The following is a 19,234-nucleotide window of genomic DNA, read 5'->3' as shown; positions in this document are numbered from 1 at the left end:
ATGACCGCCAAATCGCCCCTCGTATACTTTCCCGCCCCGCGCCGTTCCCTCTTTTGCAGCCAATGCGGCACGCCGGTAAACCGCCGCGTGCCGGAAGGCGACAACCGCGAGCGCGACATCTGCGATCACTGCGGGGCGATCCATTACCAGAATCCTCGGCTGGTGGTCGGCACCGTGCCCGTCTGGGAAAACCGCGTGCTGCTCTGCCTGCGCGCGATCGAGCCGCGCTACAACACGTGGACGCTGCCCGCCGGCTTCATGGAGCTGGGCGAGAGCACCGCGCAGGGCGCCGCGCGCGAAACGCTGGAAGAATCCGGCGCCAAGATCCAGCTGGGCGACATCTACACCATCATCGACGTGCCGCAGATCGAGCAGGTGCACGTGTTCTATCTGGCGCAGGCGGTGGGTCCCGAACTGGACCCCGGCCCGGAGAGCCTTGAAGCCCGATGGTACGACGAAGCCGAGATCCCCTGGGACGATTTGGCGTTTCGCACCGTGGCAAGCACCCTGCGCCTGTTTTTCGAGGACCGCAAACGCGGCACGTTCGGTCCTCATCACTACACCCTCGAATCTCACCGTTGAAACTGCCCTGGCTGGCCGCCGACACCCCGTTTCCCCCTGCGGAATTCGCGCTGACGGATCCGGATGGCCTGCTGGCCGCAGGCGCGGATCTGTCCCCGGAACGGCTTACCCAGGCGTATTCCAACGGCATCTTTCCGTGGTACTCGGAAGGCGAACCCGTCCTGTGGTGGAGCCCGGATCCGCGGATGGTGCTGCGCGTGAAGGATTTCGCGCCGTCGCACTCGCTGCGCAAGCTGCTGCGGCAGATCGCCGCGCGCGAGCAAGACCCGGTGCCGAGGGTGCAGGTGCGGGTCGACACCGTGTTTGCGCAGGTCATGGCGGCCTGCGCCGCGCCGCGCGACGGACAGCCGGGCACCTGGATCACGGCGGCCATGCAAGAGGCTTACCGGCAATGGCATGAGGCCGGGGTCGTGCACAGTATCGAAACCTGGATCGACGGCGAGTTGGCGGGCGGACTGTACGGCATCAGCCTGGGTCGCATGTTCTTTGGCGAATCCATGTTCACCCGTGTCCCGAACGCCTCCAAGATCGCGCTGGCGCATCTGGTTCGCTACCTGGAGGCGCAGGGCGTCGAGTGGATCGACTGCCAGCAGCAGACGCGCCACCTGGCCAGCATGGGCGCACGCCCCCTGCCGCGCGAACGCTTTCTGCGGCATGTCCGCCAGGCCACGATGCAACCCGGCATCGCGTGGTCCCGCGGCAGGCTGGATACGCAGGGAACGCTGCATCCGGACACACCCGAGGGGACGGATTGCCGCCCGAGTTAAGCGTTAATATGGAGCGATTCCTGTCCCGGGCCCGCCGCCGTCAAGGGATATACCATGCGACAGCGCCAATGAGCCAGCTCCCATGAGCCAGCTGAAAGAACTTCCCTTCTCCACGCTGCAGTTCTATGCAACCGCTCCCTACCCGTGCAGTTATCTGCCGGGTCGCCAGGCCCGGTCGCAGGTTGCCGCGCCCGGTCATCTGATCAACGCGGGCACGTATTCGCAACTGGTGGAACAGGGCTTTCGCCGCAGCGGACTCTTTACCTATCGTCCCCATTGCGACAACTGCCAGGCCTGTGTCCCCGTGCGCGTGGACGCGGCCGCCTTCGCCCCCAATCGCAGCCAGCGCCGCGCGTGGCGCAATCATCAGCATCTGCAGTCGTTCGTGGCCGAACTTGCATGGTCGCCCGAGCACTACCGGCTCTATACGCGGTACCAGCAGGGCCGGCACCCGGGCGGCGGCATGGACGAAGACAGCCGCACCCAGTACGCGCAGTTCCTGCTCACCAGCCGCGTCAACACCCGGCTGGTCGAGTTCCGGAGCGCCGAAGGGGTGCTGGTGATGGTGTCCATCATCGACGTGCTGGACGACGGCCTGTCCTCGGTCTACACGTTCTATGACCCGGACATTGCCGACGGCCTGGGCACCTACAGCATCCTCTGGCAGGTCGAACAGTGCCGCGCGCTGAACCTGCCCTGGCTCTATCTGGGGTACTGGATCGCGGACAGCCGGAAAATGTCCTATAAATCGGCCTTCCGTCCGGCGCAGTTCCTGGTCGATGGGCAATGGCGCGACACGCCCGAGCGGCCGCCCGTCTGAATAGACCTTCCGGTTGGGTCCATGAGCGGCGGGGACACATAAAATCGCTCTACAATTCCGCCCCATGTCTATCCTCTTTCACGCCTACCCCCTGGCCCGCCCGGCGCTGTTCGCCATGGACGCGGAAACCGCCCACGAAGTCACCTTGTCGGGCCTGCAGCGCGCCTATGAGTGCGGCGCCACGCGCAAGCTCATGCACGCGCAGCCCAAGGCGCCCTGCACGCTGATGGGGATGCAGCTGGCCAACCCGATCGGGCTGGCCGCCGGCCTGGACAAGAACGGCGCCTATATCGACGCGCTGGGCAACCTGGGCTTCGGCTTCATCGAGGTCGGCACGGTCACGCCGCGCGCGCAGCCCGGCAACCCCAAGCCCCGCATGTTCCGCCTGCCGCGCGCCAATGCGCTGATCAACCGGCTGGGCTTCAACAACCAGGGACTGGAAGCGTTCCTGGCCAACGTGCAACGCAGCTCGTGGCGCAAGCAGGGCGGGATCCTGGGCCTGAACATCGGCAAGAACGCGGATACCCCCATCGAACGCGCGGCGGACGACTACCTGATCGGACTGGACGGGGTGTACCCCCATGCCGACTACGTCACCGTGAACATCTCGTCGCCCAATACCAAGAACCTGCGCGCCCTGCAAAGCGGCGACGAGCTCTCTGCCTTGCTCGGGCAGTTGGCCGACAAGCGCCGCGCGTTGGAGGACCGGCACCAGCGTCGTGTGCCGATGGCCGTGAAAATTGCGCCGGACCTGACGCAGGAGCAGATCGACGCCATCGCCGAGATCCTGCCGCGCCACGGCATCGATGGCGTCATTGCCACCAACACCACGCTGTCGCGCGACGCGGTGCAAGGCCAGGCCCACGCGCAAGAGGCAGGCGGCCTGTCCGGCGCGCCCGTGCATGAATTGTCGCTGGCGGTGATCCGCCGCCTGAAGGAGCGGCTGGGCAATAGCCTTGCCATCATCGGCGTGGGCGGCGTGCTGTCTGGCCGGCAAGCCCGCGAAAAGATGGACGCCGGCGCCGATGCGGTGCAGCTCTACACGGGCCTGATCTACCGCGGCCCGGGGCTGGTCGGCGAATGCGTGCGCGCCGTGGCGCGCCGCTGACCGCGGAACCTGCCCGACAAACCGGCCTCACAAAACGCAGGCAAAAAAAGGGGCCACCCTGTGGGTGGCCCTAATTCCAGCTCTGCTCTGTCACTCAACAGTACTACATTACTGCGATTCGCGCAGCACCGTGCGCCAAATACTTAAGCGCTGCGGCGGCTGCGGCTGGCGACCTTGGTGGCGGCATCGGCAGCGTCCGTGGCAGCCTTGAAGGTCGCGTTGGCGGCGGCATTCAGGTTCGACTCGGCGACTTCGGCGGCCTGCTTGGCGGCCTTGGTCATCGAATCGTAGGCGCTGGTCGCGGTGGCCAGCGAGGACTTGATCAGGGCAACGGCGCTTTCGGAACCGGTCGGCGCGTTCTTGGAGAACTGGTCGACGGCTTCGCTCAGCTGCTGCTGGCTTTCGGCGATCTGTTCTTCGGTCAGCTTGACCAGGCTGCCTTGCACGCCGGCAACGATGTCATACACGTGCTTGGTGTAGGCCAGGGCCTTTTCGGCGCCCGGTTGCAGCAGGCCGGTGGCAAACGCGGCGGCTTCCTGCGGATCCTTCACTTCGGAAGCTTGCTGCGACTTCTGGGCGACTTCGTCCAGCGTGGCCTTCACGACCTTCAGGTTCAGTTCGACCAGCTTTTCAAAGCCGGCGAAAACGGCGGACTGGGCAGCCACGATGGTGTTGATGCTGGCCTTCTGGCGGTCCAGGACTTGTTGCGGGATTGCGCTCATAGAATGCTCCTCTAAGGGTAGCCGGAGGCTGTCCGGCAATAAGGATGGTTGTCTGCGACGAAATAAGAAACGTGCGCGGAAACTGGTACTACAAGCTACCGCCGGCCCGTTTGATGCACTGCACAATTGCCATTCTAGACTCGGTAAAAAACTTGTCAAGCGCTTTTTGTGCGGCGCAACAAGTGTTTGCACTTTATCGGTGCGGCGCTCTGCCCGGCTTGATTGCGCTCAATGATTTCCCAGAACTCGGGAAATACCGGACATGACGCGGTATCAATTCTTTTCTACACTGCTTTCACGCTGATGACAGACAAATACCAAATACATGTCAGCGGTTGATAACTAAATCGCAGCAAGCAAAACCCTGCAATCGGAGACCTCATGACCCTGATCCCCCGCACGCTTTCGGCCCTGCTCGCGGCCGGTGCCCTGTTCGCGGCCGGCGCCGCGCACGCGGAATACCCGGAACGCCCCATCAACATGGTGGTGCCGTTCGCTGCAGGCGGCCCGACCGACAACGTCGCCCGCTCTCTCGCGGAAGCCATGCGCACCAGCCTGGGCCAGACGGTCGTGGTCGAAAACAAGGGCGGCGCCGGCGGCACCATCGGCACCACCCAGGTCGCCCGCGCGCAGCCGGACGGCTATTCCATCCTGTTGATGCACGCCGGCTTCTCGACCGCGCCTTCGCTCTACAAGAATCCGGGGTACGACCCCTTCACCAGCTTCGAGCCTATCGGCCTGGTGGTCGACGTGCCGATGACGATCGTCGCGCGCTCGGACTTCCCGCCCAACAACATCGCCGAGCTGGCGGACTACGTCAAAAAGAACAAGGACAAGGTGTCGCTGGCCAACGCGGGCATCGGCGCCGCCAGCCACCTGTGCGGCACCATGCTGGTGGAAGCGCTTGGCGTTCAACTGCTGACGATCCCGTACAAGGGCACCGCGCCCGCCATGAACGACCTGCTGGGCAAGCAGGTCGACCTGATGTGCGACCAGACCACCAACACGACGCAACAGATCGAGGGCGGCAAGGTGAAGGCCTACGCCGTGACCAGCCTGAAGCGCGTTCCCACCCTGCCCAAGCTGCCGACCATGGACGAATCCGGCTACAAGGGCTTCGAAGTGGGCATCTGGCATGGCATGTGGGTGCCGAAGGGCACGCCCAAGCCCGTCGTGGACAAGCTGGTCAAGAGCCTGCAGGCAGGCCTGGCCGATCCCAAGTTCCAGGAGCGCATGAAGCAGCTCGGCGCCACCGTGCTGACTTCGGAAGCCAACCCCGACGCCCTGACCGCCAAGGTCAAGCAGCAAGTCCCGCAATGGGCCGAGCTGTTCAAGAAGGCCGGCATCGAAAAGCAATAAGCGCAGCCCAAGGGGTCGTCCACGTCCGTGGCGGCCTTGGGCGGCAACGCCTGAAAAACAAAAGCCCCCTCGCGGGGGCTTTTGTTTTTCAGGCCAGGCACTACAACGCTACGGGCGCATTGCTTCGGCCGCCATGCCCAGGCCGTTGAAGCCGGTGGAAACCGAGGGCTCGTAGCCCAAGGCCTCGGAAATGCTGGCAGCCGTATCGACCAGCGCCTTGATCCAGTCGTCCTGCAAGCGTTCGGCCGGCGCGGAAATGGACAGCCCCGCCACCAGTTTGCCGGTGTCATCGAAGATGCCCGCGGCGATGCAGCGCACCCCGAGTTCGAGTTCTTCGTTGTCGCGCGCATAGCCATGGCGGCGCACCAGGGCGAGTTCGCGTTCGAGCTTGTCCAGATCGGTCAGGCTGTTGCGCGTGTGGCCGGCAAGCCCCGTGCGCAGCGCATAGGCCCGCACCTGGCGCGTGTCGCCCGTGGACAGGAACAGCTTGCCGGTGGACGTCAGGTGCAGCGGCGCGCGGCCGCCGATGGCCCGCACCACCTGCATGCCGGACCGTTCGCTCCAGGCACGGTCGATATAGACGATCTCGTCGCCCTGCTGGACGGAAAGATTGATGGTCTGCCCCGTCAGCTTGTGAAGCGACCGCATGGCGGGAATGGCGGCCTCGCGCACGTTCAGGCGTCCCTTCACCAACGAGCCCAGCTCCAGGAGGCGCATGCCGAGCTGGTACAGGCCGTTGTCGACCCGCTCGACGTAGCGGCCCACCACGAGGTCATTCAGGATGCGGTGCGCGGTGGACGCGTGCAGGCCCGTGGTCGCCGACAGCTCTTTGAGCGTGACCGGATCGGGCTGCGCGGCCAGGGCGTCGAGCAGCCGCATGGCGCGTTCGATGACCTGGATGGCGATCGGATGGGGGGACGCGCCTTCTGTTTCGGCGTCCAGGGGATTGCGGGGCGTTGGAAGACGGGCCATGGAAGATTTGGGCTGGCGCCGCCGCGCACGGGGGTGCGTTGCGGCACTGCAGCAAGCGGTTCTTTCCCGTATTGTGAAATTTACGAGCCGGTTTTGCAATCAGAATTTGATCGGGCAGTGCAACCGGCGGTGTCCCGCCGGCACCCCGGTCAGGCGGCCGCCGGCGGCGCCAGCTTACCGCCCAGGCGCAGCACTTCCGCCCGCAAAAACTCCAGTGCCTCGGCCGCTGCCTCGGGATCGCCCTTCACGCCGAGTTCGATGTGGGGCATTCCGCCCGCCTCGCCGACGCTGGGCAGGCTGAACGCGCGCACGCCCGGCCAACGGGATTCCACGCTGACCATGGACGGCGTGATGCGTGATTCAGGCATGCTGAAAACCAGGAACGAGTGTTCGGCGTGAACGCGCACATGCTGCAGCGCACGATAGCGCGTGTCCAGGGTCCATTCCAGCATCGGCCACGCCATGACGGGAAAGCCCGGCACGAAGGTGTGGTCCTTGATGAAAAAGCCGGGGATCCGGTTGTAAGGGTTGGGAACGATCTCGCAGCCCTCGGGGAACATGCCCATCTGCAGGCGCTGCTGATTTTCGGGCGCGCTCATGTCGGCGGTGCCTTGGCCTTTCTCGGCCATTTCCCGGGTGCGCAGCGCGATGGCGGCTTCGGCTTCCGGGTGCAGCGCCAGCGGCAGGCCCAGCGCGGCGGCCGCGGCCTGGCGGGTATGGTCGTCCGGCGTGCCGCCGATGCCGCCGCACGAAAACACGACATCGCCGCTGGCAAAGCTGCGCTTGTAGGCGTCCACCAGGCGGTCGCGCTCGTCAGGCAGGAATTCGGCCCAGCTCAGGTGCATGCCGCGCGCGCCCAGCATCTCGACGATCTTGGAAAAATGCTTGTCCTGACGTCGTCCCGACAGGATTTCATCGCCGACGATGATGAGACCGATACGGCGGGCGGTGGATTCTGCAGCCATGTCCAATTCCAAAGGTGAGAAATGACGCCGGTCAGACGTCGATGACGCGGTCCTGCCGCAGGCGCTTCAGAGCTTCCAGGCCGTAATGCGCATAGACCAGGGCGGAAAACACCGGCAGGATAATCCACGCGGGCGGCAGCAGGTTCAAGAGCGAGCAAATCAGGCCGATGCTCCAGAAGCCGCCGTTGTTCCGTTCCAGGATCAGCTTGCGTTCCTCCGGGCTGGCGTGTTCGACGATGGCGTCCACGCGCATCATGCGCGAGAACGCGAAGGCCCACCAGAAGATCGACAGCACCACGGCCATGGGCGGCACCAGCCAGAGGGGCAGCGTCAACACCCAGCCGGCAGCAAAGGCGGCGGACACCCACACCGCGTTCCACACGCTGACCGCCGTCGAATACTTGCCGCGGCGGGCGACAGTGGAATATTCACGCTGGCCGACGTGGCGCAGCACCAGCGGCATGACGAACACGGCAGCGATGGCCAACCCCAGGATGCCGGACACCGGCAGCAGGATGGCTGCGGCGATGACGGGAATCAGCCAGATCTTGAGCGAGAACAGGCCCACCGCGACCAGCCATTCGTCAACGCGATTGACGACATCCCAGTGCGAGACCTCGGCGCGCAGCCAGTCGGTCAGGGGCGTCCAGAAAAACCAGAGCAGCAGGATCGCGCCAACCAGCGCGATCAGAAAGGGCAGCAACACCGCGAACAGCATGGTTGGGTGGCACTGCGACACGAGCGCGCGCTTGAAAGCCTGGCCCACGCTTACCGCGCCCGCGCCGGCGCCGGACAGGCGGCCGTTCCCGGGGGTGGGAGGATCAGTACGCAGAGCGGTCATGGCAGTCGAAGTGAGGGGTGAACAACCCGGGTATCATAGTCAAACCCGCTCCGATCCGCTCACATGTCACTGCTCACCCCCGGTACCGATCTTGCGCCGCTGCGCGCGCGGCTGGTTGCCACGCCCGGCGCCTGGCTCATCGCCTGCTTCTGCGCCGCCTGGTGCGACACCTGCGAAGAATACAAGCCCAAGCTGCAAGCCTTGGCCGACGCATTGCCGCAGCATGTCTTTGCGTGGATCGACATCGAGGACCACGCCGAACTGCTGGGCGACGTGGACGTCGAGAACTTCCCGACGCTCATGGTGCAGATCGGCGATCGCGTCGTGTTCTACGGCCCCATGCTGCCGCACATCGGCCATCTGGAGCGTCTTCTGGCAAGCCTGAACGCAGAGAGCGCGGCTGTGAACACCGCCCTGCCCGATCTGCCCCGGATGCTGGCCGCCTGACGCGCGTCGCGCCCAACAAAAAACCCGCAACGCCGGCTGGCCTTGCGGGTTTTTTCATGGGCCGGAACCCGATTATTGCGATCAGGGCTTGCGGCTGCCGCCAAGCAGAACGGCCAGTTGGCGCTTGGGCGCGGACGACGGCGCGGCGTTGCTGCGCGATTCCTGTTCTTCGGCCGGCGAGACGGGCGCCGAGGGCTCGTAGGGCTTGAAGAAGAAGTCATCCACGGGCTGGCGCGAGCCGCCGGAATGATGGCTGGAACGGCGCTCGGAAGAACGGCCCCGGTCGCCGCGGCTTTCGCGGCCGCCATCGCGCCCTTCGCGCGAATGTGAGCTGCTGTCGCTGCGGCGATGGCTGCGCGCGATCAGGTCGGCCGGCACGTCGAGCGTGCCGCGCGGCACTTCGCGCTTGATGAGCTTTTCGATGTCGAGCAAGAAACGCTCTTCGTCGGCGGTAAATAGCGCAATGGCTTCGCCCGATGCGCCCGCGCGGCCGGTACGGCCGATGCGGTGCACGTAGTCTTCGGCGTTGTACGGCAGGTCGTAGTTGATGACGCAGGGCACGCCCGCCACGTCCAGGCCGCGCGCGGCCACGTCGGTGGCGACCAGCACTTCGAGTTCACCGGCCTTGAAGGCCTCGAGGGCCTTCATGCGGTCGGCCTGGGTCTTGTCGCCGTGGATCGATTCGGCCTTGACGCCATCACGTTCCAGGTCGCGCGCCAGACGTGCGGTGCCGATCTTGGTGTTCGAGAAGACGATGACCTGATTGAGGCCGCGCGACTTCACCAGATGCACGACGGCGGCGCGCTTGGCGTCGCTGGTCATCTTGTAGGCGATCTGCGTGATGGTCGTGGCGGTGGCATTGCGCGCCGCCACTTCGATTTCGACGGGGTGGTTCAGGTACGACCGGCCGAGCTTGCGGATTTCGTTGCTGAACGTGGCCGAGAACAGGAGGCCCTGACGCTGCGCGGGCAGCAGGCGGATGATGCGTTCCAGATCGGGCAGGAAGCCCATGTCGAGCATGCGGTCCGCTTCGTCCAGCACCAGGATGCCGACCTGGCTGAGGTTCACGTTCTTCTGTTCAACGTGATCGAGCAGACGGCCCGGCGTGGCGACCAGCACTTCGCAGCCGCGGCGCAGCGCTTCTTTTTGCGGACCGATATCCACGCCGCCGAACACCACGGCCGAGCGCAGCGGCGTCTTCTTGCTGTAGCGCTTGACGCTCTCGAAGACCTGGTCCGCGAGTTCGCGCGTAGGGGCCAGGATCAGCGCGCGCACCGGATGCCGGGCGGGCGAGGCGCTGGTGTTGGCCAGCGGCATGAGGCGATGCAGGATCGGGACCGTGAACGCCGCCGTCTTGCCGGTGCCGGTCTGGGCGGCGCCCATGACGTCGCGGCCCGACACCACCACGGGAATGGCTTGCGCCTGGATGGGCGTCGGGGTGGTGTAGCCGGTTTCGGCGATGGACTGCAACAACAGGGGGTGCAACCCGAAATCGTCGAACGTCGGCGCGGGCGCGTCAGCGGTGGGTGCTACGGTTTGAGTGGATTCAGTCATCAGGGTTAGGCAAGTACCGGGACCAGTGAAAAAGAACAAAACGAGAGTGCTGCATGCACTGCACTACATAAGCATCGGGGCAACCATGCTGGAGTCGATACTTATGTGGGCAGTACCAGGCCCGGATTGCTGTGGATTGATGAATTTTAGCGCAGCCGCCTTACCACACGGTCAAACCGTCCCTTCAAGAGCCGGTTGGCCGCGCGTTCGAAGCGTCCGCCGAGGTGAAAAAGGCACTGCGAGCGTCCATCAGGTGGACATATCGGCGGGGAAGTCGTGGCAGTCAGCCGGCCAGCCAGCGCAAACCCCAGAGCACCAGCATGCCAACCACGATGACCAATACGGCACTGCGCGTGCGCAGAAAGACCAGAATGGCGACCAGACCGGCGACCAGTTTGTAATCGAACACGGGGCCGAGTCCGGCTTTCCAGGGCAGCAGATCCGGAACCACGATGGCGGTGAGCGCGGCGGCGGGCGCATAGCGCAAGGCGCGCCGAACATTGTCGGACAACGGAATGTAGTCGCCAAACAGCATGAAGCCGGCCCGCGTCAGGACGCTGCACAGCGCGAGCAGCAGAATGGCGGAATAGACGTAGAGTTCCCAGGACCAATTCGTCATGCACGCGCCTTGAAGAAGCGTTCGGCCCACATGCCGGCGATGACGCCGGAGATGACCGCCGCGGCCAGTCCGAGGCGCAAAGGCATGGCTTGCCCCACCCAGGCGACGACGCCGGCCGCCAGCATGGACACCAGCATGGGCTTGGAGCTGGCCAGCGGTACCGTGATGGCCAGCAACGCCAGCACGGCGGCGAAATCCAGGGACCAATTGGTCGGCACCTGGGCGCCCAGATAAATCCCGATGATCGACGAGGACTGCCAGACCAGCCAGCCCGGCACGATGGAGCCCAGGAAGAACCAGAGCTGCTCACGCGTGCCGCGCTCGACCGAGTCGCCAAAGCGCGGCATGAAGAGCACGAAGCCCATGTCGGTTGTGAAATAGCCGAGTCCCAGGCGCTTGGGCCAGGACAGATGGCGGAAGTACGGCTGCAACGCCGCGCCGAAGATGATGAACCGCAGATTCACGACGCAGCCGGCGGCAAAAATCAGCCACAGCGGCGCGCCCGCCGCGATCAGGGGCAACGAGGTGAGCTGGGCCGAGCCGGCGTACAGCAGCAGCGTCATGGCGAGCGCCATGGATTCGGTCAATCCGGACTTGACCATGGCCACGCCGGTCACCAGGCCCCAGGTCGCGGTGGCGATGAGGGCGGGCACGATGGCGTGGACGCCGGCGCGAAAGGCGGTCAGGCGTTCCTGGCGAACCAGGCCTGGGTCTTCGGATTCAGGAAGCGCGGATTCAGAGGACAACGGCTGGCCCCTGGCGATGCAGACAGGACGACATGGAAACTCTATGGAATGAACACGCGACGGCCCGTTCGCCCGCCGGCATCATGCTGCAGGGGCGTTGGCCCCAGACCGGTGCGCGAATAGGCGCGTATTGTAACCTCGCTGCTTGATACAATAACGCCCTCAAGATTCTTGACCCCTTGGGGCCTGGCGCGCGGCGGCAGGTCTGGCGCGCACTGTGTGGAGAAGACCATGTCGATGGCTGACCGCGACGGTTTCATCTGGTATGACGGCAAGCTCGTTCCATGGCGAGACGCGACCACGCATGTCCTGACGCATTCGCTGCACTATGGGCTGTCCGTGTTCGAAGGCGTGCGCGCCTATCGCTCCACGCTCGGCACCGCCATCTTCCGCCTCGAAGACCACACCAACCGGCTCTTCAATTCGGCGCACATCTACCAGATACCCATGCCGTTCGATCGCGACACGATCAACGAAGCCCAACGGATGGTCGTGCGAGAAAACCAGCTGGAATCCGGCTACCTGCGTCCCATCGTGTTCTACGGTCCCGAAAAGATGGGCGTGTCGCCCAAGGGCGCGCGGGTGCACGTGGCCATCGCAGCCTGGCCGTGGGGCGCCTATCTGGGCGAAGAGGCGCTGTCCAACGGTATCCGCGTGAAGGTGTCGTCGTTTGCACGCCAGCATGTGAATGTCACCATGCCGCGCGCCAAGGTCGCCACCACGTACGCCAATTCCATCCTGGCCAACACCGAAGCCCTGCAGGACGGCTACGACGAGGCCTTGCTGCTGGACACCGACGGCTTTGTCGCCGAAGGCTCCGGCGAGAACCTGTTCATCGTCAAGGACGGAGTGCTCTGCGAGCCCGAGATCGCCTCGGCGCTGACGGGCATCACGCGTTCGACCATCCACGCCCTGGCGGCCGACCTGGGCCTGCGCGTGTTGACCAAGCGCCTGACGCGCGACGACGTGTACATCGCGGACGAGGCCTTCTTCACCGGCACGGCCGCCGAAGTCACGCCCATCCGCGAAGTCGACAACCGCCGAATCGGCTCGGGCCGGCGCGGTCCCGTCACCGAACAATTGCAGAACGCGTTTTTTGACGTGGTGAATGGCCGCAACCCGAAGTACCATCACTGGCTAAGTAAAGTCTGATTTTCAATTCTGATTGGCGCGCTTTTGCCCAGCAAGACCGCATCATTGTTTCAACCTGCCGTTCATCGGTTCTTTTTTCAGGAATATTCATGACCGCTGCTGCCCCGGCCGCCGTCTCCCGCGCTCACGAAGTCATCGAGGTCGGCGCTGAAGACCTGCCCGTGTTCTGTCCCGGCCCCAAGGCCCCGCTCTGGAGCATGCACCCCCGCGTCTTCCTGGATGTGGCCCGCACGGGTTCCGCAAGCTGCGCCTACTGTGGCGCCGAGTACCGCCTGAAGGCGGGCACGGTGCTGCACGGCCACCACTGACCTCGCCGCCCCACAACACGCTTAACCGTTTCAGCAGCCATGTTCGCCACGCCCGAAGAAGCAGAACACGCGTTCTACGAAGCCCTTGAGCAGGCGGACGCCGTCCGCCTGATGCAGGTCTGGGCCGACGACGAGGAAGTCGTATGCATCCATCCGGGGGGCCTGCGCGTCGTCGGTCATTCCGCGGTGCACGAGTCCTGGCAACAGGTGCTGTCCAACGGTCCGCTGCATGTGCGTCCGCTGCGCCCGCTCGTCATGCTCAGCATGATGTGCGCGGTGCACGTCCTGGTCGAACAGGTGGCGGTGCGCACGCGTGAGGGCACGCAGTTCGCCAACTGCTACGCCACCAACATCTACCACAAGGGCCCCACCGGCTGGCGCATGGTCATGCACCATGCCTCGCAGGCGCCCTCGGAAGCCGGGGTGCTCGACCTGCACGACGTGCCCGACATGCTTCATTGACCCGGGTGGATTCCCAGTTGGCCCCTGCTCGTCTTGATACAACGCCCTGCCCCGTCCCGCCCTGGCTTCCCGGGGGCGACAGCCAGACGGTCTACGCCGCCCTGTTCGCGCAGTATCACCGCATCGCGTTCGTGCGCGACCGCGTCGACACGCCGGACACAGACTTCGTCGATTTCGACTGGACCGGCCCTGGGCTGTTTCCGCACAAGGCCGCCGACGGCGCGCCGGTAAGCGGGCAACGCCCGGTCGGCAACGGCAAGACCGCCGCGGCACGCTGGATGACGGACGCCGACTGGAAGTCGCTGCCGCAAACCCCCGACACCCCTGCCCTGATCCTGTTCCACGGCCTGGAAGGCGGCAGCAACAGCCGCTATGCGCAGTCCATCGCGCATTACTTCCGGGCACGCGGCTGGATCGTGGTGATCGCGCACTTTCGGGGTTGCTCGGGCGTGCCCAACCGCCTGGCCCGCGCGTATTACTCCGGCGACTCGGCCGAGGTCGGCTTCCTGCTGAACACCGTGCGCCAGCGCATTCCGCACGCGCGCTGGCACGCCGTCGGCGTGTCATTGGGCGGCAATGCGCTCCTGAAGTATCTGGGAGAACACCAGGAAGACACCACCTGGCTGACCGCCTGCGCCGGCGTGTCGGCGCCGATGGATCTGGTTGCCTGCGGCAAGACGCTGTCGACCGGCATCTTCAACCGGCGCGTGTACACGGCGCACTTCCTGAAGACGCTCAAGCACAAGGTGCTGGAAAAGGCGCATCGTTTTCCCGGTTCCATCGATGTCATGCGGATCGCGCACGCACACGACCTGCGCGAGTTCGACGACACCTACACCGCGCCGATGCACGGCTTTCGCAATGCGCTGGATTACTGGACGCGCGCGTCCAGCAAGCCGTGGCTGCCGAAGATCGCCGTGCCGACGCTGGTGCTCAATGCGCGCAACGACCCGTTCATCCCGGCCGCCTCGCTGCCCAAGCCAGAAGACTGCGCGCCGGGCATCCTGCTGCATCAACCTTCCGATGGCGGGCACGCGGGCTTTCCCACGGGCAGCTTTCCGGGGCACCTGAACTGGCTGCCCCAGCGCCTGGGACGGTTCTTCGAAACCGGGCTGTAAAGGCGCGGCCAGCTCAGAAAGTGTCTGACACCCGCGAGAGTCAACCGCGGCTTGCGACGCTGCCTCAAGGGTGTCAGACACCTTGTATCAACCTGACTTGAAGCGCTCGAGCAGCCGGCGCTCTTCGGCCAGCTTGTCCTTGACTTCCTTGATCTGCACGTCGATCTGCGACTGCTCGTAGAAGTCGTTGGACAGGCCGCGCGCCTGTTGCAGCTGCGACTCCGCGGCGGCGTACGCACCCGTCATGACGTAGTAGCGGGCCAGGTCGCGGCGCGCCTGCACCGGCTTGCCGTTGCGCTCTTCGCTTTGCGCCAGCATTTGATAAAGGCTCGGTTCGTCGCTGCCCCACTGCTTGATCTTCTCGCGCAGGTAATCCTGCGCCTCGGCATGCCGGCCGTTGGCCTGCAGCGCCTGGGCGTAGGCGATGCCCAGCGCGCGATGATCGGGATAGCGCTTGGTGCCCGCCTGGGCAAGCGACATCGCCTGCGGATAATCCTTGCGCGCCAGCGCGATATCCACGGCAAGCTTTGCCAGCTGCGGCGAACTGCGTCCATTGGCGGAAGCCAGGTTCCAGTAGCGTTCCGCTTCCGGAAGGTTATTGCGCTGAAAGTTCTGCAGGGCCAGCCCGTAATACGCGGCGGACTGCCGCACGCCCGAAAGGGCCTGGGCCTCGTCCTGCAACTGCTGCCCGGCCGTGCGCAGGCCGACCGTGTCGCGGCCCTGCACCACGCGCATCTTGGCGCGGATGTACCAGAAGTCGTCGCTATCCAGGTGCCGCGAGGCCGGCAGCGCGCGGGCGCGGTTCTGCACGTCCGACATACGCTCGATCGACAGCGGGTGAGTGCTGGCCCACGAGCCGCCGCCCGCGCCTTCGTTCAGGCGCGATGCGTTCATCAGGCGCGCGAACATCTGAGACATGCCGTCGGCGTCGTAGCCAGCCTTCGTCAGCATCTGCAAGCCCGCGCGGTCGGCCTCGCGTTCCGCGTCGCGCGAGAATCCCAACTGGCGATTGATGGCCGCCGCCTGCCCGAAGGCGGCCACGCCCATCGACAGGTTGCCGCCCCCGCCCGCCAAAGCCGCCAGCAGCGCGCCCGCAAGGCTGGCCAGCATCAGCATGCCGTTCTGGTTCTGCTGGGTCATGCCACGCGCAATGTGGCGCTGCACGACGTGTCCGATTTCGTGGGCCACCACGGCGGCCAGCTCGGATTCGCTGGCCGACGACACGATCAGGCCCGTATTGATCCCGATGAAGCCGCCCGGCATCGCGAATGCGTTGATCTCGGGATCCCGCACGCCGAACATCTCGACCTCGGGCACGCCGCCCGGCGCAAACGCCGCAAGCTTGCGCCCCATCGTCGTGAGGTATTGGCTAAGTTCGGAATCGTCGATATAGGAAGGGTCGCGGCGGCCCTGCGCCATGATCGCTTCGCCCAGCGTGCGCTCCAGCATGGGCGACAGGTCGGACGACGAGGCGGCGCCCATGGAAGGCAGCCCGACCGGCTGCGCCCATGCGGTGACGGGAGCAACGGGCATGGCGAGCGCCGCGCATAGGCTCGCGATCGCGCCCCGTTTCGCAATCGAGCAAATGGATGGCATTTTCCTGCGGTTCATAAGCCTATGATAGCGATGAGCTTAAAATGTTTCATCGAATCCTCAACGAGGTCTCAATGCGTCCCGTCCGTAAAGCCGTTTTCCCTGTCGCCGGCATGGGCACCCGCTTCCTGCCCGCCACCAAGGCGATGCCCAAGGAAATGCTGCCCGTGGTCGACAAGCCCCTCATTCAGTACGCGGTGGAAGAAGCCGTCGCCGCGGGGATTACCGATCTCATATTCGTGACTGGCCGAAACAAGCGCGCCATCGAAGATCATTTCGACTCCGCGCCCGAGCTGGAATCCGACCTGGAAAGCAAGGGCAAGCATGAACTGCTGGCGATGGTGCGGGGCATTCTACCCGCGCACGTCAATTGCCTCTATATTCGTCAATCGGCCCCGCTGGGCCTGGGCCATGCCGTGCTGTCGGCCGCCCCCGCCGTGGGCGACGAGCCCTTTGCGGTGCTGCTGGCCGACGACCTGATCGACGCCGATACGCCCGCGATGAAGCAGCTGGTGGACGTCGCCGTGGCGCGCAACGCCAGCGTGCTGGGTGTGCAGGACGTGCCGCGTGCCGACACCCGCAAGTACGGCATCGTGGCCACGCATACGGGCGACACGCAGGCGGATGGCCGCACCGAACGCGTCACGCACATCGTTGAAAAGCCGGATCCCGAAGCCGCGCCGTCGACGCTGGCCGTGGTGGGCCGCTATGTGCTGGAAGCGGCGATCTTCGACCATCTGCGCTCGACCAAGATGGGCGCGGGCAATGAAATCCAGTTGACCGACGGCATCGCCTCGCTGATGCGCGAGCGCGAGGTCTATGCGCACCGCTTCGATGGCGTGCGCTACGACTGCGGCAACAAGGCGGGGATGTTCCAGGCCACCGTGGCGCTGGGCAGGAAGTATCACGGCCTGCTGCCGGAATGACCGGCGCGGCTTGGCGGGAATGGGCACATCAGTGCCGCGTTCACCGCCGGGTTCAGGAAGACAGCGCCGCGCCCGACTTGGCGCGCGCGCGCGCATCGCGGTCCGCCTTACGCAGCCGCCCCTTGGCCGACAGGCGCATCAGCGTGCCCAACGCCACCATCAGCCCGATCACCTCAACGAGCGCGGCAGGAATCCACATCGTCAGGCCGCCGATCGTCTGATCGGTCTGCGCCGACATCGCGATCGCCCGCCCGCATAGCTCAAAGAGCGGATAGATGTCGCTTTCCGTGAAAGCGATGACGGCGCCCGCCACCATTTGCGGCAGCATGGTCGCCACCGGCGAAATGACGCGCCCGCCGGGCGACATGGCCGCGGGGGGCGCGGGACGGCGGTCCAGGATCAGGTTCCAGTACATGAACCCGCTGATCACGACCGACCAGTTCATGAGACGGTAAAGACGCCAGTCGAGCATCGAGTAGAACTGCACCGACGGAATCAGCCAGATCAGCACCAGGAACACGAAAAGCGCCGGCACGAAGATCTTGTGGGTCAGCACCGCCACCGTGGCCCGGCCCGTGCCGGTGCGCAGGAAATCACGCAGCCGCACGCGCCACCGCATCGGCAATCCCGCCCGCATCACCTGCCCCGGGAAGGCCGCCATGACGAGCAGCGGCCCAAGATGGTGCAGCACCAGATGCTGGATGCGATGGATGAAGAACATGCGCTCGGCGTAATAGTCGAGCCGGGTGTGCAGGGACAGGTACAGGAGGACCATCCCCGTCCAGAAAAGGATCTGACGCGCGCGCGTGACGTGGTGGACCCGCTGGCCGCGTACGAACAGCACGATGGCCACCAGGAAGGAAGCCACCAGCGTGGGAGAGAACTCCCAGGGTACGAGCCATTCGAGACTATCCATGCGTGCCATCCGAGAAACGACGCGAAGACAAGGGCCGGCGCCCGGCGCCGTCTTTCGGCGATTGTAGTAGACCCCGCCATCGCGCGCTGCCGGGCGCCGGCCCGGGCTGGAACGTGTCAGAAACGGTGTGACACGCCCGTGCCGATGCGCGTGGTGTGGGCGTTGCCGGGGTCGAACTGGTTATCCAGCGTGTAGTTCGACGCGTAGCCGGCGAAGGCGTAGAGCGTCGTGCGCGGGGACAGGTCGTAGGTATAGCCCAGCGTCGCAACCTGCGCATTGCGCGCCGTCATGCCGTTGTCCCAACGCCAGTCGGGCCGGGCCAGCGACCATTGCACCAGGACGGCGCCCGGTCCGGCCGGAACACTGACCCCGACCAGCCAGGCGTCGACCGTGCCGCCCTGCACGAAGGCCGCGGGTCCCAGCCCGAGGCCCAGTCCGTCGGGGTCGCCGCCGTCCAGCCCCACATATCCGTTGCGCTGGCGCGACCAGGCAAGCGACACCTTGACCACCTCGAAGTCATACGAGGCGCCCACCTGGAATGCCTGCGGACGCCCGCCCGCCTGCGCGGGCGGGGTGGCCAGCCGCAATTGTTCCCAGGTGGCCACGGCCAGGAGCGGCCCGTCCTCATACTTCAGGCCGAGACTGATCGCACGAGTGTTCTGGTTGGCGCGAAATTGGTCCTGTCCATCCGCGTCGAAGGCATAGCCGACCCCGGCCTGGAACCCCTGCCATTGCGGGGAATACCAGTTCACCATGTTGCTGAATTGGTAATTGTCGGACGCCTTGAAGGTCGCACCCATGCCCATGTCTTTCCATGAGGCGATTTCAAGCGCGTTGCCATAGGTCTGGCCGACCGTGTACTGGCGGCCAAGGCGCAGGTCGCCGTAGCTGGCATGGGCCAAGCCTACCCAGGCGCCATAATTGAAGAGCCGGCTGCTGTCGGCCGCGGTGCCGCTGGACGGGTCAAAGCCGCTTTCAAGCTGGAAGCTGGCGGCCCACCCGGAGCCCAGGTCTTCCGTCCCCTGCAGGCCCCACAGCGAGTCCGTCAGGCCGCCGTTCAGCAGGCCGCTTTGGCTGCCCTGCCCCGACACCCGGGTCACGGCAACGCCGGCGTCCACAATGCCGTACAGCTGCACGCTGGTGCCGCCATCCGCGGCCACCGCCGCGCAGGAAGGCATCAGGCCGGCCGCCGTCAAGGCGGCGAAAAATGCAATTCTCATGATCTTTCCTTGCGTTGGCGGCGGGCGCGGAGCCCGC

Annotated in this window: 21 protein-coding genes; 11 read left to right on the top strand and 10 right to left on the bottom strand. The window is 65.4% G+C overall.

Annotated features, from left to right (window positions below; genetic code table 11):
• The 4 genes from HV786_RS02340 to HV786_RS02325 all read left to right on the top strand — a co-directional run bounded on the left by HV786_RS02340 (nucleotide 1) and on the right by HV786_RS02325 (nucleotide 3,277).
• The gene (locus HV786_RS02340) at nucleotides 1–582 is read left to right on the top strand and encodes an NUDIX hydrolase (protein WP_056321247.1); all 582 of its coding nucleotides are present in this window, start codon (nucleotides 1–3) and stop codon (nucleotides 580–582) included.
• Nucleotides 579–1,349: a leucyl/phenylalanyl-tRNA--protein transferase gene (aat, locus tag HV786_RS02335; protein WP_128830072.1), complete on the top strand. Its 771-nt coding sequence runs from the start codon at nucleotides 579–581 to the stop codon at nucleotides 1,347–1,349. Before HV786_RS02340 ends, aat begins: the two co-directional genes overlap by 4 nt.
• A gap of 82 nt (nucleotides 1,350–1,431) precedes the next feature.
• Nucleotides 1,432–2,169, top strand: coding sequence for an arginyltransferase (locus HV786_RS02330; RefSeq protein ID WP_128830071.1), 738 nt, complete (start codon nucleotides 1,432–1,434; stop codon nucleotides 2,167–2,169).
• Nucleotides 2,170–2,233: 64 nt separating this feature from the next.
• Nucleotides 2,234–3,277: a quinone-dependent dihydroorotate dehydrogenase gene (locus HV786_RS02325; protein ID WP_128830070.1), complete on the top strand. Its 1,044-nt coding sequence runs from the start codon at nucleotides 2,234–2,236 to the stop codon at nucleotides 3,275–3,277.
• Between the two features lie 143 nt (nucleotides 3,278–3,420).
• Here the strand turns inward: HV786_RS02325 and phaP are convergent, their stop codons facing one another.
• Entirely contained in the window at nucleotides 3,421–3,999 is a 579-nt protein-coding gene (phaP, locus tag HV786_RS02320; protein WP_056321236.1) for a TIGR01841 family phasin, read from the bottom strand.
• A 381-nt stretch (nucleotides 4,000–4,380) separates the two neighbouring features.
• Between phaP and HV786_RS02315 the strand changes: the two genes are divergently transcribed.
• Nucleotides 4,381–5,358: a tripartite tricarboxylate transporter substrate binding protein BugD gene (locus tag HV786_RS02315; RefSeq protein ID WP_062840366.1), complete on the top strand. Its 978-nt coding sequence runs from the start codon at nucleotides 4,381–4,383 to the stop codon at nucleotides 5,356–5,358.
• Between the two features lie 108 nt (nucleotides 5,359–5,466).
• Here the strand turns inward: HV786_RS02315 and HV786_RS02310 are convergent, their stop codons facing one another.
• The 3 genes from HV786_RS02310 to HV786_RS02300 all read right to left on the bottom strand — a co-directional run bounded on the left by HV786_RS02310 (nucleotide 5,467) and on the right by HV786_RS02300 (nucleotide 8,136).
• A complete protein-coding gene (locus tag HV786_RS02310) occupies nucleotides 5,467–6,330 on the bottom strand; it encodes an IclR family transcriptional regulator (protein ID WP_128830069.1) in 864 nt (287 codons plus the stop codon).
• Nucleotides 6,331–6,479: 149 nt separating this feature from the next.
• On the bottom strand, nucleotides 6,480–7,295 hold the full coding sequence (locus HV786_RS02305; RefSeq protein WP_128830068.1) for a competence/damage-inducible protein A: 816 nt from the start codon (nucleotides 7,293–7,295) through the stop codon (nucleotides 6,480–6,482).
• Nucleotides 7,296–7,326: 31 nt separating this feature from the next.
• The gene (locus HV786_RS02300) at nucleotides 7,327–8,136 is read right to left on the bottom strand and encodes an EI24 domain-containing protein (protein WP_056321226.1); all 810 of its coding nucleotides are present in this window, start codon (nucleotides 8,134–8,136) and stop codon (nucleotides 7,327–7,329) included.
• A gap of 63 nt (nucleotides 8,137–8,199) precedes the next feature.
• On the opposite strand from HV786_RS02300, the gene HV786_RS02295 reads away from it, so the two are divergent.
• Nucleotides 8,200–8,583, top strand: a complete 384-nt coding sequence (locus HV786_RS02295) for a thioredoxin family protein (protein ID WP_128830067.1) — start codon at nucleotides 8,200–8,202, stop codon at nucleotides 8,581–8,583.
• Nucleotides 8,584–8,664: 81 nt separating this feature from the next.
• On the opposite strand, the gene HV786_RS02290 is transcribed toward HV786_RS02295, so the two are convergent.
• The 3 genes from HV786_RS02290 to HV786_RS02280 form a co-directional block, all read right to left on the bottom strand.
• On the bottom strand, nucleotides 8,665–10,137 hold the full coding sequence (locus HV786_RS02290; RefSeq protein WP_175209910.1) for a DEAD/DEAH box helicase: 1,473 nt from the start codon (nucleotides 10,135–10,137) through the stop codon (nucleotides 8,665–8,667).
• A gap of 283 nt (nucleotides 10,138–10,420) precedes the next feature.
• Complete coding sequence (locus HV786_RS02285) at nucleotides 10,421–10,756, bottom strand: AzlD domain-containing protein (protein ID WP_056321218.1); 336 nt, start codon at nucleotides 10,754–10,756, stop codon at nucleotides 10,421–10,423.
• Nucleotides 10,753–11,502, bottom strand: a complete 750-nt coding sequence (locus tag HV786_RS02280) for an AzlC family ABC transporter permease (protein ID WP_056321216.1) — start codon at nucleotides 11,500–11,502, stop codon at nucleotides 10,753–10,755. The genes HV786_RS02285 and HV786_RS02280 overlap by 4 nt, the downstream gene beginning before the upstream one ends.
• Before the next feature lie 231 nt (nucleotides 11,503–11,733).
• On the opposite strand from HV786_RS02280, the gene HV786_RS02275 reads away from it, so the two are divergent.
• The 4 genes from HV786_RS02275 (at nucleotide 11,734) to HV786_RS02260 (ending at nucleotide 14,542) form a co-directional block, all read left to right on the top strand.
• Nucleotides 11,734–12,654 (top strand): branched-chain amino acid transaminase, encoded by a 921-nt coding sequence (locus HV786_RS02275; protein WP_128830066.1) that lies wholly within the window; start codon nucleotides 11,734–11,736, stop codon nucleotides 12,652–12,654.
• An 89-nt stretch (nucleotides 12,655–12,743) separates the two neighbouring features.
• Nucleotides 12,744–12,962: a zinc-finger domain-containing protein gene (locus HV786_RS02270; RefSeq protein WP_056321210.1), complete on the top strand. Its 219-nt coding sequence runs from the start codon at nucleotides 12,744–12,746 to the stop codon at nucleotides 12,960–12,962.
• 39 nt (nucleotides 12,963–13,001) lie between these two features.
• Entirely contained in the window at nucleotides 13,002–13,424 is a 423-nt protein-coding gene (locus HV786_RS02265) for a YybH family protein (protein ID WP_056321209.1), read from the top strand.
• A 17-nt stretch (nucleotides 13,425–13,441) separates the two neighbouring features.
• Entirely contained in the window at nucleotides 13,442–14,542 is a 1,101-nt protein-coding gene (locus HV786_RS02260) for a YheT family hydrolase (protein WP_062840359.1), read from the top strand.
• Nucleotides 14,543–14,629: 87 nt separating this feature from the next.
• Here the strand turns inward: HV786_RS02260 and HV786_RS02255 are convergent, their stop codons facing one another.
• Nucleotides 14,630–16,153, bottom strand: coding sequence for a M48 family metalloprotease (locus HV786_RS02255; protein WP_128830065.1), 1,524 nt, complete (start codon nucleotides 16,151–16,153; stop codon nucleotides 14,630–14,632).
• Between the two features lie 56 nt (nucleotides 16,154–16,209).
• Here HV786_RS02255 and galU point away from each other — a divergent pair, with 56 nt between their 5' ends.
• Complete coding sequence (galU, locus tag HV786_RS02250; RefSeq protein ID WP_128830064.1) at nucleotides 16,210–17,061, top strand: UTP--glucose-1-phosphate uridylyltransferase GalU; 852 nt, start codon at nucleotides 16,210–16,212, stop codon at nucleotides 17,059–17,061.
• A 52-nt stretch (nucleotides 17,062–17,113) separates the two neighbouring features.
• Here the strand turns inward: galU and HV786_RS02245 are convergent, their stop codons facing one another.
• The gene (locus HV786_RS02245) at nucleotides 17,114–17,986 is read right to left on the bottom strand and encodes a cytochrome c oxidase assembly protein (protein WP_108006619.1); all 873 of its coding nucleotides are present in this window, start codon (nucleotides 17,984–17,986) and stop codon (nucleotides 17,114–17,116) included.
• Between the two features lie 107 nt (nucleotides 17,987–18,093).
• The gene (locus HV786_RS02240) at nucleotides 18,094–19,197 is read right to left on the bottom strand and encodes a porin (protein ID WP_128830063.1); all 1,104 of its coding nucleotides are present in this window, start codon (nucleotides 19,195–19,197) and stop codon (nucleotides 18,094–18,096) included.
• Nucleotides 19,198–19,234 lie beyond the last annotated feature (37 nt).

Source organism: Achromobacter mucicolens (assembly GCF_902859725.1).
GTDB classification, from domain to species: Bacteria; Pseudomonadota; Gammaproteobacteria; order Burkholderiales; family Burkholderiaceae_B; genus Achromobacter; species Achromobacter mucicolens.
Note: the sequence above shows the minus strand (reverse complement) of the source record. Positions and strands in the feature narration are given on the sequence as shown.

Coding starts and splice junctions, on each gene's coding strand:
- HV786_RS02340 (WP_056321247.1), top strand. CDS start 1: ATGACCGCCAAATCGCCCCTCGTATACTTTCCCGCCCCGCGCCGTTCC.
- HV786_RS02330 (WP_128830071.1), top strand. CDS start 1,432: ATGAGCCAGCTGAAAGAACTTCCCTTCTCCACGCTGCAGTTCTATGCA.
- HV786_RS02325 (WP_128830070.1), top strand. CDS start 2,234: ATGTCTATCCTCTTTCACGCCTACCCCCTGGCCCGCCCGGCGCTGTTC.
- phaP (WP_056321236.1), bottom strand. CDS start 3,999: ATGAGCGCAATCCCGCAACAAGTCCTGGACCGCCAGAAGGCCAGCATC.
- HV786_RS02315 (WP_062840366.1), top strand. CDS start 4,381: ATGACCCTGATCCCCCGCACGCTTTCGGCCCTGCTCGCGGCCGGTGCC.
- HV786_RS02310 (WP_128830069.1), bottom strand. CDS start 6,330: ATGGCCCGTCTTCCAACGCCCCGCAATCCCCTGGACGCCGAAACAGAA.
- HV786_RS02305 (WP_128830068.1), bottom strand. CDS start 7,295: ATGGCTGCAGAATCCACCGCCCGCCGTATCGGTCTCATCATCGTCGGC.
- HV786_RS02300 (WP_056321226.1), bottom strand. CDS start 8,136: ATGACCGCTCTGCGTACTGATCCTCCCACCCCCGGGAACGGCCGCCTG.
- HV786_RS02295 (WP_128830067.1), top strand. CDS start 8,200: ATGTCACTGCTCACCCCCGGTACCGATCTTGCGCCGCTGCGCGCGCGG.
- HV786_RS02290 (WP_175209910.1), bottom strand. CDS start 10,137: ATGACTGAATCCACTCAAACCGTAGCACCCACCGCTGACGCGCCCGCG.
- HV786_RS02285 (WP_056321218.1), bottom strand. CDS start 10,756: ATGACGAATTGGTCCTGGGAACTCTACGTCTATTCCGCCATTCTGCTG.
- HV786_RS02275 (WP_128830066.1), top strand. CDS start 11,734: ATGTCGATGGCTGACCGCGACGGTTTCATCTGGTATGACGGCAAGCTC.
- HV786_RS02270 (WP_056321210.1), top strand. CDS start 12,744: ATGACCGCTGCTGCCCCGGCCGCCGTCTCCCGCGCTCACGAAGTCATC.
- HV786_RS02265 (WP_056321209.1), top strand. CDS start 13,002: ATGTTCGCCACGCCCGAAGAAGCAGAACACGCGTTCTACGAAGCCCTT.
- HV786_RS02255 (WP_128830065.1), bottom strand. CDS start 16,153: ATGAACCGCAGGAAAATGCCATCCATTTGCTCGATTGCGAAACGGGGC.
- galU (WP_128830064.1), top strand. CDS start 16,210: ATGCGTCCCGTCCGTAAAGCCGTTTTCCCTGTCGCCGGCATGGGCACC.
- HV786_RS02245 (WP_108006619.1), bottom strand. CDS start 17,986: ATGGCACGCATGGATAGTCTCGAATGGCTCGTACCCTGGGAGTTCTCT.
- HV786_RS02240 (WP_128830063.1), bottom strand. CDS start 19,197: ATGAGAATTGCATTTTTCGCCGCCTTGACGGCGGCCGGCCTGATGCCT.